The following is a 12051-nucleotide window of genomic DNA, read 5'->3' as shown; positions in this document are numbered from 1 at the left end:
AGGGTGGATGAATGGCCGAAGACCTTGAAGAATACCGCGCCGCTGCGAACCGGATAGAAGAACAACTGGCCCAGCGCGCCCAGGACTGTGCCCGGCTGATCGTGCGCCCCGCGACGCAGGCACAGCGCGCGGCCCTTCTGGAACGGATCGCCGGCATGACCGACCTGCGACGCAAGCTCGGGTCGGTCTTCAACTTCTACAACATGCAGTGCATGCAGTTCGTCCACGCCCAGCCCGGCCCGGCCGTGCCGCCGGTGCTGGTCGCCCCGACCCCCGGAAAGCCCGACCTCCCGCTGCCCCGCTTTTTCGAGGGGGTCGGCTGGCGGCTCCGGATGATGAACCTGCTGGCGGACCAGCTTGTCCGCATCGCCGAAGACCACGGCCAGCCGCTCTATGCCCCTCCGCCGCCGCTGTGGGACATGGCCTCGCAGCAGCTGGACGCGCTGAACCGGGTCCATCGCTCGCTGCATCGCCTGCTGAACCCGCTGACGCAGAATGCCGAGGCGCGCGACTATGGCTGCTATCCCGACATCCCGCTGAACACCTCGGTGTTTCTGGAACATGCCCATGCCGCCAGGCGGGTGGCGATGGCGCAGGGCCGGGCCGGGCCGCTGCGCTTTCTGGATGTCGGCTGCGGCATCGGGATCACGTTGCTGCTGGCCGCCCAGGTGTTCGACCGGCCCGACGGGCTGGAATACGACCCCGGCTATGCCGATGCCGCCTCGCAGATCCTGAGGGTGACCAATGCCGCGCGCTGCCGGATCATCCTCGACGATGCCCTGACCTTCCAGAGCTATGCGGCCTACGACGTGATCTACTTCTATCAGCCGATGGATGATGCCGCCCTGCTGGAACGGCTGGAACGCCGGATCATCGCGCAGGCCCGGCCCGGCACCATCCTGATCGCGCCCTACGACTATTTCGGGCAGCGCGCCGAGGATTATGATTGCAGCTATGTCGCGGGCTCGATCTGGATCACCGGCCGCGACGATGCGGCGGCGGCCGACCTGCGCGCGCTGGCCGAAAGCTACGGCACCAGCCTGGTGCCGCCAGACACCCGCCCCGACCCGCGCGAAGGGTTTCTGGAGCCTGTCCTGTCGGCGTGCCGCGCCATCAACTTCCACATCGGATGATGGCGCGGCGGCCGGTCAGGCCAGCAGGCCGGGTTCGGGGTTCAGCGCCTTGTTGTAGGGTGCCCAGTCGGTGATGTCCGGGTAGTATTTCCGCCGCCACGCCCGGACCTTGGGGTTCATGTAGCGCCGCCACAGCGGCGGCACCATCGCCAGCGTCGTCATCGTCGGATAGCCGAACGGCAGTTGCGGTGCGTCATCCTCGGAATAGGTCTGCAGCAGCGGGAAGCGGCGGTCGGGTTTGTAGTGGTGGTCGGAATGGCGTTGCAGGTTGATCAGCAGCCAGTTCGAGGCGCGCTGCGAGGCGTTCCAGCTGTGGCGCGGCAGCACATGTTCATACTTCCCCTCGCCCAGATGCCGCCGGGTCAGCCCGTAATGCTCGATGTAATTGGTCAGCTCCAACTGCCACACCGCGATGAACGCCTGGAAGAGGAACAGCGCCAGCCCGGCCCAGCCGCCGATGTAAAGCGCCAGCGCCAGCGCCGCCGCCTGGAGAATGGCATAGCGCCAGAACGGGTTGCCGGGGTGCCAGGGGCTGCGCCCGGCGCGGGCCAGCATCTGGGTTTCGGCCTTCCAGGACGAGCGCGGGGTATCGCGCAGCACCCGGTAGAAATAGCGGTGGAAACCCTCGTTGTAGCGGGCCGTCACCGCGTCGCGCGGGGTGCCGACATGGCGGTGATGCACCAGCAGGTGCTCGGTGCGGAAATGGCTGTAAAGCACCGTCGCCAGCAGCAGGTCGCCCAGCCAGCGTTCCAGCCTGTTCCGCTGGTGCAGAAGTTCATGCGAGTAGACGATGCCGACCGTGCCCGAAATCACCCCCACGCCGAAAAACAGCACGATGGTTTCCAGCGTCGACAGGTGGTCGGTGTGCGTCACCCACCAGATCATGCCGTAAATCGTGACGAACTGGATCGGAAACCAGATCATCGTGACCAGCCGATACCAGAACAGGTCGGCCTCGGGCGTATCGGTGTCGGGGTTGTCTTCGTTGCGGCCCAGAATGGCGTCGAGCAGCGTCACCATGATCCAGCCGTAGACCGGCAGCATCACCACGGTCCAGCCGCCGACCGTCGCGCCAATCAGCGCCAAGGGGATCATCCCGAGCGACAGCCAGAACGGCAGGGCCGATTTCAGTTGCGCAACCTGCGCCGAGGGTATTGTGGCCATCGGTTATTGTTCCTTCGTGCCCTCACGTTTCCGGGGCGGACGGTAGGTGCATGTTCGGTTGCGCTCAACTGTGACCGAGTGCTGCATGTGCCGCAGAAAGCGCCTTGCGCATCACGGTCGGCAGGTCGCCGGGGCGGAACGCGTCGCCGGGCAGGAAGTGGCCGCGCTCGGGGTTGGCGCCCTGCGGCACATCGGCCCGCCAGACCTGCAATGTCAAATGAAAATGGGTGAAGGTATGGCGCGCCTCGCCCGCCGCCTGCCAGTCGGCGGCCAGCGGGGCGGGGCCGCCCGCGCCATCCCACCCGGTGCCGGGCCAGCCCAGCATCCCGCCCAGCAGCCCCCGGTCGGGCCGTCGTTCCACCAGCCACGCCCCGTCGCTGCGCCGCGCGATCCAGACGTGCCCGGCCCGGTGCGGCTTGTCCGGCTTTGGGGCCTTGCGCGGCAGGTCGGCCTGCACCCCCGCCCTGAACGCGACGCAGAAAGCGTTCAGCGGGCAAAGGCCGCAGACCGGGTTGCGCGGGGTGCAGATCGTGGCGCCAAGGTCCATCATCGCCTGAGCATGGTCGCCGGGGCGTAGATCGGGCGTCAGCGCCGCGGCAAGGCGGGTCAGTGCCGGCTTGGCCTGCGGCAGGGGCACCTCGACCCGGTAAAGCCGCGCGATCACCCGTTCGACGTTGCCATCCACCACCACCGCAGCCTCGTCATAGGCAATCGCGGCCACCGCGCCGGCGGTATAGGGGCCGATGCCGGGCAGGCCCAGCAACCCGTCGCGGGTTCCGGGGAAGCGGCCGCCATGGTCGGAGACCACGGCGCGGGCGCATTTCAGCAGGTTGCGGGCGCGGGCGTAGTAGCCAAGGCCCGCCCATTCGGCCATCACCTCGGCATCCTCGGCCGCGGCCAGCGCGGCCACGGTCGGCCAGCGCGCGGTGAAGCGGTGGAAATAGTCGCGCACCGCAGCGACGGTGGTCTGTTGCAGCATCACCTCCGACAGCCAGACGCGGTAGGGGTCGGGGCGCACCCCCGCCTGCCGGTCCGCCGGGCCGGTGCGCCACGGCATCGCGCGGGCGTGCCGGTCATACCATTCCAGCAGCGCCGCGCCCGCCATGCTTCCTTCGTCACGCAATCTTTATGCCCCTTCCGGTGCCATTCCTCTGGCAGCACCCGCCCGCTGCCGCTTACATTAGCGCCAAGCAAGGATGAAACCAGATGGCCCGCGCCCCAGGAACGCCCCATTCGCCCCCAGCCCGCCGGATGGGCGGCTTTGAACCGGCCTCGGGGCTGCTGAAGGACCGTATCCGCACGGCGGGCGAAAAGCGCGGCTTCGCGGTCATGCGCCTGCTGACGCAATGGGCCGAGATCGTGGGCGAGGATCTGGCGCGCAGCACGCGTCCGGTCAGGATCGGCTATGCCCGCGAAGGTTTCGGCGCAACGCTGACCCTGCTGACCCGCTCGGCCGAGGCGCCGATGGTGCAGATGCAGCTTCCCGCCGTCAAAGACCGGGTGAATGCCTGCTACGGCTACAACGCCATTTCGCGCGTCATCCTGACGCAAACCGCCCCAACCGGCTTTGCCGAAGGGCAGGCCGGCTTCGCCCCCGCGCCCACGCAGACCCCGCCCCCCGACCCGGCCATCAAGGCCCGGGCCGCCGAGGTCGCGGGCGGCGTGCAGGACGACGGGCTGCGCTCAGCCCTTGAAACGCTGGCGCAAAACTTCTTAACTCGCCACAAGGCACAATGAGGCAGAACATGATCAGGAAATTCGGGATCGCGGCCGTGGCCGTTTGCGCGGTGGCTGCCTTCGGGCTCTGGTTCACCGGCAGCCGGTCGCAGCAGGCCGAGACATCGCTTTTGCCCATGGGCGCCGCGCAGGCGCAGGAAACCCCGCCCGCCGACGCCGCGGTGCCCGAGGTGCCCGAACTGGTGCTGGGCAACCCCGATGCAAAGGTCACGGTGACCGAATACGCCTCCTACACCTGCCCGCATTGCGCGACCTTTCATCAGGCGGTGTTCAAGCCGCTGAAGGCCGATTACATCGACACCGGCAAGATCAAGTTCGTCTTCCGCGAGGTCTATTTCGACCGTTATGGCCTCTGGGCCTCGATCGTGGCGCGCTGCGGCGGCGAGATGCGCTATTTCGGAATCGCGGGGATGCTGTTCGAAACGCAGCAGGAATGGGCGGCCTCTGACGATTCTGCCGTGGTGGTCGAAAACCTGAAGAAGATCGGCCGCAAGGCGGGCATGGAGGATGCGACGATTTCCGCCTGCCTTGAAGACAATGCCATGGCGCAGGCGATGGTCGCGGCCTTCCAGGCCAACGCCACCGCCGACAAGATCGAGGGCACGCCCGCGCTGGTGATCAACGGCACGCTGCACCCGAACATGAGCTACGGCGAGCTGAAAACCCTGCTTGACGCCGAACTGGCCAAGTGACCATGGCGGCCCCGCTGCACGGCATCCGCGTGATCGAACTGGCGCGGATTCTGGCCGGACCCTGGGCCGGGCAGACGCTGGCCGATCTGGGTGCCGACGTGATCAAGGTCGAGGCCCCGGAAGGCGACGACACCCGCCGCTGGGGCCCGCCGTTCATCGAGCGTGACGGCGACCGCTCGGCCGCCTATTTCCACGCGACCAACCGGGGCAAACGCTCGGTCACCGTCGATTTCCGCACCCCCGAGGGGCAGGAAACCGTGCGCCGTCTGGTGGCCGACGCCGATGTGGTGATCGAGAACTTCAAGGTCGGCGGGCTGGCGAAATACGGGCTGGACTATGCGGGGCTGGCGGCGGTGAACCCGCGGCTGGTCTATTGCTCGATCACCGGCTTCGGGCAGACCGGCCCCTATGCCCATCGCGCGGGCTATGATTTCATCATCCAGGGCATGGCCGGGCTGATGAGCGTGACCGGCGAACCCGACGGCCAGCCGCAGAAGGTCGGCGTCGCGGTGACCGACATCTTCACCGGCGTCTATGCCGCCACCGCGATCCTTGCCGCGCTGCACCAGCGCACCGTCACCGGGCAGGGCCAGCAGATCGACATGGCGCTGATGGACGTGGCAGCCTCGGTCATGGCCAATCAGGCGATGAACTACCTCGTCACCGGCACCGCGCCGCAGAAGATGGGCAATGCCCACCCCAACCTGGCCCCCTATGCGGTGTTCGATTGCGCCGATGGCTGGATCATCATCGCGACCGGCAACGACGGGCAATACCGCCGCCTCTGCGCGCTGCTTGGCCTGCCCGACATGGCCACCGCCCCCGGTTTCGCCACCAACGCCGACCGCATCGCCAACCGCGCCGCGATGACCGACCGGCTGACCGCCGCCACCAGCCTGCGCAGCAAGGCCGACCTGCTGGCCGCCTGCGAGGCCGAAGGCGTGCCCGCAGGCCCGATCAACGATCTGGCCGAGGTGTTTGCCGACCCCCAGATCATTGCGCGCGGGTTGCGGATCGAGGTGCAGGGCCTGCCCGGCGTCCGCTCGCCCTTCCGGTTTTCCGGGGCCGATATGGCCTTGGACCGCGCCGCCCCGAAACTGGGCGAACATCAGGCCGAAGTGCTGGGCGACGCGCCCTGACGCCCGCCTTCGCTTGACCCGCCGCGCGCATCGTCTAGGGTGCGCCAACCTTTGCAGCAGGAAATGCACCCATGGCCCAGCGTCTTCACCTTGTGTTTGGTGGCGAACTTGTCGATCCGACGAAAAACGTCTTCAAGGATGTGAAAGCCATCCATGTCGTCGGCATGTTCCCCGATTATGCCACGGCGTTCAGCGCCTGGAAGGCCGCGGCGCAGCGCACCGTAGATGATGCCCACATGCGCTATTACATCGCGCATATCCACCGCCTGCGCGACGAGGCCGAATCGGGCTCGTCAACCGAGGAGCTTGGGGCCTGAGACCCGCGCCGTCATGGCACATTCCATCGGGCTGACCCTCTACAATCTGGCGGCCCCGCGGCGCGACCACGCCGACGGGGCAGCGCCCGTGCAGCGCCCCGCCCGTCCAGGCGGCAGGCTGGCATGGCTGCACGCGCCCAATGCCGATGCCGCCCGAACCATGGTCGAACTGGCGCGGCGACTGATGGCCGAGGATGGTCTGGCGGTGCTGCTCACCTGCCCGCAGCCGCCGGGGGCCAGGGGGGTGATCTGGCAGCTTCCGCCCGACGAAACCCCGGCCGAGGCGCGGGCCTTCCTTGACCACTGGCGCCCCGAGATCGGCGTGATGTCGGAAGGCGAGCTGCGCCCCGCCCTGCTGCACGAAGCGCAGGACGCCGGCGTGCCGCTGATCCTGCTGGATGGCCGCGCGCCCTATCTGCTGCGCGAACGCGACGGCTGGTATCCCGGCCTGATGCGCAGCACCCTGTCGCAATTCCATATGGTGCAGGCGCTGGACGAACCGGCCGCACGCGCCTTCCGCCGCGCCGGGGCAAAGGCCGAAACCACCGGCCGGATGGAGGAACCCAGCGCCGCGCTGCCCTGCACCGAGGCCGAGCGCGCCGCCCTGACCCGCCTTCTGGCCTCGCGCCCGGTCTGGCTGGCGGCCAGCCTGCCCGAAGACGAGGAAACGGCGGTGCTGGAGGCGCATCGCGCCGCGCTGCGGATGGCGCACCGGCTGCTGCTGATCGTGGTGCCGCAAGACCCGGCGCGCGCGCTTGCCCTGTCGGCGCGGATGGAGGCGGAGGAAGGCTGGGTCGTGGCCCGCCGCGCCGCCGATCAGGAACCCGACGCCGAAACCACCGTCTACATCGCTGACACCACGGCGGAATTCGGGCTGTGGTATCGGCTGGCCCCGATCACCTTCCTTGGCGGCAGCCTGAATGCGCAGGGCTGCCTGCGCAGCCCGATGGAACCGGCGGCGCTGGGGTCAGCCATCATCCACGGCCCGCGTGTCGGGGCGTTCGGCGGGCTGTTCGGGCGTCTGGGGGCGGCGCGGGCGGTGCGCCCGGTCGCCTCGCCGGGCGATCTGTCCGAGGCGCTTTCGGATCTTCTGTCGCCCGACCGGGCGGCGCGGCTGGCGCAGGCGGCCTGGGGTGTCACCTCCGCCGGGGCAGAGGCGACGCAGCGCGCGCTGGCCCTGATCCGCCACCTGATGGACGGGAGGGCCTGATGAGCGCCCCCGGCTTCTGGTTCACCCCGCCCGACCGCCCCGCGATTTCGGCGCGGCTGCTGGCCCCGCTTGGCGCGCTTTATGCAGCGGCCACGGCGCTCCGGCTGCGGGCGCCCGGCTACCGCGCTGCCGTGCCGGTGATCTGCATCGGCAACCTGAACGCAGGCGGCACCGGCAAGACGCCGACCGCCATCGCGCTGATCGAACGTCTGGCGGCGCGCGGCCTCACCGCGCATGTGGTGTCGCGCGGCCACGGCGGCCGCCTGCCCGGCCCGCTGCGGGTGGACCCGGCGCGCCACAAGGCGGCCGATGTCGGTGACGAGCCCCTGCTGCTGGCCGCCTTCACCCCGGCGTGGGTGGCGCGCGACCGGGCGGCCGGGGTCCAGGCGGCCGAGGCTGCGGGGGCGCAAGTGATCCTGCTGGATGACGGGTTCCAGAATCCGGCAGTCGAGAAAACCCTGTCGATCGTGGTGGTCGATGCCGTGCTCGGGTTCGGCAATCGCCGCTGCCTGCCCGCAGGCCCGCTGCGCGAACCGGTCGCCACCGGCCTTGCCCGCGCCGATTTCCTGCTGTCGATCGGCCATCCGGCGGCACAGGCGGCCTTTGCCGCGGGCCTTTTCAGCCCGGTGCCGCACCTGACCGGCCGCCTTGCGCCGGTGGCCATGGGGATGGACTGGGCAGGCGAGCGGCTGCTGGCCTTCGCCGGCATCGGCCACCCCGAGAAGTTCTTCGCCACCCTGCGCGGCGAGGGGGCGACGCTGGTCCGCACCGTGGCGCTCGACGATCACGAACCGCTGTCCACCCGCCTGCTGCTGCGGCTGGAAACCGAGGCGACCGTTCTGCGCGCCCAGCTTGTCACCACCGAGAAGGACGCCGTCCGCCTGCCCGACGCCTTTCGCCCCAAGGTGCTGACCCTGCCGGTGCGGCTGGTGCTGGACGACTGGGCCCCGCTTGATGCCGCGCTGGACCGTGCGCTGGGCTGACGGCCTTTTTCCTATACAAACCGTTCCATTGCCTGTATCAGCCGCGCTTGGCTCCGAGATTCCGGGGGGCGGGGCAGGGAGGCCCGGCCGCGAAGGGGAATTGGGCGCCGCTCAACGGGCACCTCGGCGTGCCCCCCTTTCTTAGGCAGAACACATGATCGAAACGATGGGCATTGCTGCGCCCTTGGCCGCAGCCCTTACCACCCGGGGCTATGAATCCCTGACCCCCGTGCAGGACGCGATGCTGGCCGATGGCGTGGCCGGGCGCGACCTTCTGGTGTCGGCCCAGACCGGCTCGGGCAAGACCGTGGCCTTCGGGATGGCGATTGCCGACGAATTGCTGGCCGGCGCCGACCGGCTGCTGTTTGCCGACGTGCCGATGGCGCTGATCATCGCGCCGACCCGCGAACTGGCGCTGCAAGTGGCGCGCGAGCTTGACTGGCTTTATTCCGAAACCGGCGCGATCATCGCGACCTGCGTCGGCGGCATGGACTACCGCACCGAAAAGCGCGCGCTCGACCGTGGCGCGCATATCGTGGTCGGCACCCCGGGCCGCCTCCGCGACCACATCGAACGCCGCAGCCTTGATCTGTCGGGCCTGCGCGCCGCGGTGCTGGACGAGGCCGACGAGATGCTCGACCTCGGCTTCCGCGAGGATCTGGAATTCATCCTGCAGGCCGCCCCTGCCGAGCGCCGCACCCTGATGTTTTCCGCCACCGTGCCGAAAGCCATTGCCGAACTGGCCAAGGATTTCCAGCGCGACGCGCTGCGCGTCCAGACCCAGGGCGAGGCGCGCCAGCATGTCGACATCGAATACCGCGCCCTGAACGTCTCGGCCCGCGACCGCGAACACGCGATCTTCAACCTGCTGCGCTTCTACGAATCCCGCGCCGCCATCGTGTTCTGCAAGACCCGCGTCAATGTGAATCACCTTCTCGCCCGCATGGGCAACCGCGGCTTTCAGGTCGTGGCGCTGTCGGGCGAGCTTTCCCAGCAGGAACGCACCCACGCGCTGCAGGCCTTGCGCGACGGCCGCGCCCGCGTCTGCATCGCAACCGATGTCGCGGCGCGCGGCATCGACCTTCCGGGGCTGGATCTGGTGATCCACGCCGACCTGCCGTCGAACTCCGAGGTGCTGCTGCACCGCTCGGGCCGCACCGGGCGGGCCGGGTCCAAGGGCGTCTCGGCGCTGATCGTGACGCCGGCCGAATTCAAGAAGGCGCAGCGCCTGCTGCAAGGCGCCAAGGTCGTGGCCGAATGGGCCAAGGCCCCCTCGGCCGATGAAGTCTCGGCCAAGGACGACATGCGCCTGCTTGACCACCCGGCGCTGCAGGCCCCGATCGGCGACGATGCCGCGATGGTCAAGGCCCTGCTGGACCAGTTCGGCCCCGAACAGGCCGCCGCCGCCTTCGTGCGGCTGTGGCGCGAAGGCCGCTCGGCCCCCGAGGTGCTGCAAGACACCACACCCGGCAGCCAGCCCGCCGCACGCGAGCGCGCAGAGTTTGGTGACTCGGTGTGGTTCACCATCTCGGTCGGCCGTTCAGGCCGCGCCGAGGCGCGCTGGCTACTTCCCAAGATCTGCGACGCGGGCGACATCACCAAGAACGAGATCGGCGCGATCCGCGTGCAGGAAAACGAAACCTTCGTGCAGATCGGCGCCTCGGTCGCGTCGAAGTTCGGTCAGGGCATGGATCTGGAATCCGGCGTGACCATGCTGCGGATGCAGGGCGAGCCGTCGATGGACCGCCCCGAACGCAGCCCGCGCAAGCCCGCCTCCGACCGTCCTTCCCCGGAACGCCGCGCCCCCGCGCCGCGCCCGGCCCCGGTCGATGCCGAAGAAACCCCCCGACCGGTCCGCGAAAAGCCCGCCTACGTGCCGCGCCCGGTGCGGCTGGATGACGACGGCAACGTGGAAACCCCGCGCAAGCCCTACGTCAAGCGCGAGCCCGATTCTGCGGCCGAGGCTCCGCGCCCGGCTTATGTGAAACGCGACGAACCGGCGAAGAAGCCGTGGTCGCCGGTCGATGACGCGCCGCGCCCCTACGTCGCCAGCGACGACGCCCCGCGCAAGCCCTATGCCAGGCGCGAGGAGGGCGCAAAGCCCTATGCCGCCAAGCCCTACGTCAAGCGCGAGGACGGCGACAAGAAGCCCTATGCCGCCAAGCCCTACGCCAAGCGCGAGGACGGCGACAAGAAGCCCTATGCGCCAAAGCCTTACGCCAAGCGTGACGATGGCGACAAGAAACCCTACGCCGCCCGCGCCGACGCCCCGCGCAAGACCTATGTCAAGCGCGAGGACGGCGACAAGAAACCCTACGCCCCCCGCACCGAAGGCGATGCGGCCGCCAAGCCGCGCTGGAAAGACAAGCCCGAGGGCGCCGCGCCGCGTTCGGCCGGGTTCAAGAGCCACGGCCCGTCCGACGGCCCGGCCCGGTCTGCCGGGTTCAAGTCGCACGCCGGTGCCGATCGCCCGGCGGGCAAGACCTTCGGCAAGCCCGCCTTTGCCAAGGCCAAGCCCGCCCCGGTGCGGATCGACGCCAAGGACACCAGCAAGCGGTTCACCCCGCCGCGCAAACCCAAGGTGTAATCACAATGCCCATGGCCGCGCGTCAAGCGCGGCCATTGCGGCCACCAGACCGCCCGACCCCATTTCATCTTTGCCCAAATATCCCCCGCGGAGCGTCCGGCATCCCGGCCAACCCGCCGCCGGCCGCGCTCAGCGCCGGATCAGTCCCTTGATCCCCGCCACATGCGCCGCACTGGCCCCCAGCGCATCCGCCGCCAGCGCCGCAGCCTCGGCCAGCAGCATGTCGGGCGACACCACGCGGTCGATCAGCCCCCAGCCCTGTGCTTCCTCCACCGGCACCTTCGCCCCCGCCATCAGGATCTGGCTGGCCCGCGCCGGGCCCACCAGCGCCACCAGTCGCGCCGGGTCCGATGGTTGCGGCAGGAAGCCCAGCTTCATCACCGGGTAGAACACCTTCGCCCCCGGCACCGCCAGCCGCAGGTCGCAGGCCAGCGCCATGCCCATCGCCCCGCCCGCCAGCGTGCCGTTCAGCGCGCAGATCGTCAGCGCGGGCAGGGCGGCCAGCCGCCCCGACAGGCGTTCCCAGACACCATCGGTGGCCAGCCCCGCCCGTGCCTCGTCCAGGTCGGCCCCGGCCGAAAACACCCGCCCGACCCCGGTCAGCACCAGTGCCCGCGCGCCCTCGGCCCCCGCGCGCGCCACTACGTCGTCCAGCCCTTCCAGCATTGCCCGCGTCAGCGAATTGGCCTTGTCGGGCCGGTTCAGCGTCACCGTCCACAACCCGCCCACCACGCCGACCCGGATCAGCCCGCCCGCCGTCTCGCCCGCCGTCCCGCCCGCCGTCCCGCCCGCCGTCCCGCCCGCCGCCGCGCCCGCCGTCTCGCCCGCGTGATCAGACATGGCGCACCGCCGCCGGGCAGCCGACAGTCCGCGCGCCGCGGGCCGCAAAGCCGCCGACGGTTCCCATACCGTTGTTTTCAAACATGACCGGCTTCATGCAACCCTCCGCAAGACCGAACCGCCGCCACATCAGCACGGGCCCGCACCGCGCACAACTGCAAACTGAACCCGGCGCTTCGGCGGAAAAGCGGTGGCGCGGATGACAAAGCCGTTTGCCTGCCGCCGCCCGGCACGGAATCCCTTGACCCC

General features: G+C 69.5%; 11 protein-coding genes. 8 read left to right on the top strand and 3 right to left on the bottom strand.

What is annotated here, in order from left to right; all coding sequences use genetic code 11:
- Positions 1-11: 11 nt before the first annotated feature.
- Positions 12-1133 carry a class I SAM-dependent methyltransferase gene (locus tag RNZ50_20830; protein MDT8857440.1) on the top strand — a complete coding sequence of 374 codons (1122 nt, stop codon included), beginning with the start codon at positions 12-14 and terminating at the stop codon, positions 1131-1133.
- Positions 1134-1148: 15 nt separating this feature from the next.
- On the opposite strand, the gene RNZ50_20825 is transcribed toward RNZ50_20830, so the two are convergent.
- Both RNZ50_20825 and mutY read right to left on the bottom strand, forming a co-directional pair.
- The gene (locus RNZ50_20825) at positions 1149-2297 is read right to left on the bottom strand and encodes an alkane 1-monooxygenase (GenBank protein ID MDT8857439.1); all 1149 of its coding nucleotides are present in this window, start codon (positions 2295-2297) and stop codon (positions 1149-1151) included.
- A 64-nt stretch (positions 2298-2361) separates the two neighbouring features.
- The gene (mutY, locus tag RNZ50_20820; GenBank protein MDT8857438.1) at positions 2362-3402 is read right to left on the bottom strand and encodes an A/G-specific adenine glycosylase; all 1041 of its coding nucleotides are present in this window, start codon (positions 3400-3402) and stop codon (positions 2362-2364) included.
- Between the two features lie 101 nt (positions 3403-3503).
- Between mutY and RNZ50_20815 the strand changes: the two genes are divergently transcribed.
- The 7 genes from RNZ50_20815 (at position 3504) to RNZ50_20785 (ending at position 10962) form a co-directional block, all read left to right on the top strand.
- Positions 3504-4034 carry a DUF721 domain-containing protein gene (locus RNZ50_20815; GenBank protein MDT8857437.1) on the top strand — a complete coding sequence of 177 codons (531 nt, stop codon included), beginning with the start codon at positions 3504-3506 and terminating at the stop codon, positions 4032-4034.
- An 8-nt stretch (positions 4035-4042) separates the two neighbouring features.
- Complete coding sequence (locus RNZ50_20810) at positions 4043-4726, top strand: DsbA family protein (protein ID MDT8857436.1); 684 nt, start codon at positions 4043-4045, stop codon at positions 4724-4726.
- Positions 4727-4728: 2 nt separating this feature from the next.
- A complete protein-coding gene (locus RNZ50_20805; GenBank protein MDT8857435.1) occupies positions 4729-5865 on the top strand; it encodes a CaiB/BaiF CoA-transferase family protein in 1137 nt (378 codons plus the stop codon).
- A 71-nt stretch (positions 5866-5936) separates the two neighbouring features.
- Positions 5937-6182 carry a DUF4170 domain-containing protein gene (locus tag RNZ50_20800; protein ID MDT8857434.1) on the top strand — a complete coding sequence of 82 codons (246 nt, stop codon included), beginning with the start codon at positions 5937-5939 and terminating at the stop codon, positions 6180-6182.
- Positions 6183-6195: 13 nt separating this feature from the next.
- The gene (locus tag RNZ50_20795) at positions 6196-7392 is read left to right on the top strand and encodes a glycosyltransferase N-terminal domain-containing protein (GenBank protein ID MDT8857433.1); all 1197 of its coding nucleotides are present in this window, start codon (positions 6196-6198) and stop codon (positions 7390-7392) included.
- Positions 7392-8375: a tetraacyldisaccharide 4'-kinase gene (lpxK, locus tag RNZ50_20790; GenBank protein MDT8857432.1), complete on the top strand. Its 984-nt coding sequence runs from the start codon at positions 7392-7394 to the stop codon at positions 8373-8375. Before RNZ50_20795 ends, lpxK begins: the two co-directional genes overlap by 1 nt.
- A gap of 154 nt (positions 8376-8529) precedes the next feature.
- Positions 8530-10962 (top strand): DEAD/DEAH box helicase, encoded by a 2433-nt coding sequence (locus RNZ50_20785; GenBank protein MDT8857431.1) that lies wholly within the window; start codon positions 8530-8532, stop codon positions 10960-10962.
- A gap of 129 nt (positions 10963-11091) precedes the next feature.
- On the opposite strand, the gene RNZ50_20780 is transcribed toward RNZ50_20785, so the two are convergent.
- On the bottom strand, positions 11092-11709 hold the full coding sequence (locus RNZ50_20780) for an enoyl-CoA hydratase/isomerase family protein (GenBank protein MDT8857430.1): 618 nt from the start codon (positions 11707-11709) through the stop codon (positions 11092-11094).
- Positions 11710-12051: the final 342 nt, after the last annotated feature.

This window comes from Paracoccaceae bacterium Fryx2 (assembly GCA_032334235.1).
Classification (GTDB): Bacteria; Pseudomonadota; Alphaproteobacteria; order Rhodobacterales; family Rhodobacteraceae; genus JAVSGI01.
The sequence above is the reverse complement of the archived record's forward strand: the minus strand, read 5'-3'. Positions and strand labels throughout refer to the sequence as shown.

Excerpts from the sequence above, each read along its gene's own strand:
- RNZ50_20825 (MDT8857439.1), bottom strand. The coding sequence starts at position 2,297 with ATGGCCACAATACCCTCGGCGCAGGTTGCGCAACTGAAATCGGCCCTG.
- mutY (MDT8857438.1), bottom strand. The coding sequence starts at position 3,402 with ATGGCGGGCGCGGCGCTGCTGGAATGGTATGACCGGCACGCCCGCGCG.
- RNZ50_20810 (MDT8857436.1), top strand. The coding sequence starts at position 4,043 with ATGATCAGGAAATTCGGGATCGCGGCCGTGGCCGTTTGCGCGGTGGCT.
- lpxK (MDT8857432.1), top strand. The coding sequence starts at position 7,392 with ATGAGCGCCCCCGGCTTCTGGTTCACCCCGCCCGACCGCCCCGCGATT.
- RNZ50_20800 (MDT8857434.1), top strand. The coding sequence starts at position 5,937 with ATGGCCCAGCGTCTTCACCTTGTGTTTGGTGGCGAACTTGTCGATCCG.
- RNZ50_20785 (MDT8857431.1), top strand. The coding sequence starts at position 8,530 with ATGATCGAAACGATGGGCATTGCTGCGCCCTTGGCCGCAGCCCTTACC.
- RNZ50_20830 (MDT8857440.1), top strand. The coding sequence starts at position 12 with ATGGCCGAAGACCTTGAAGAATACCGCGCCGCTGCGAACCGGATAGAA.
- RNZ50_20795 (MDT8857433.1), top strand. The coding sequence starts at position 6,196 with ATGGCACATTCCATCGGGCTGACCCTCTACAATCTGGCGGCCCCGCGG.
- RNZ50_20805 (MDT8857435.1), top strand. The coding sequence starts at position 4,729 with ATGGCGGCCCCGCTGCACGGCATCCGCGTGATCGAACTGGCGCGGATT.
- RNZ50_20815 (MDT8857437.1), top strand. The coding sequence starts at position 3,504 with ATGGCCCGCGCCCCAGGAACGCCCCATTCGCCCCCAGCCCGCCGGATG.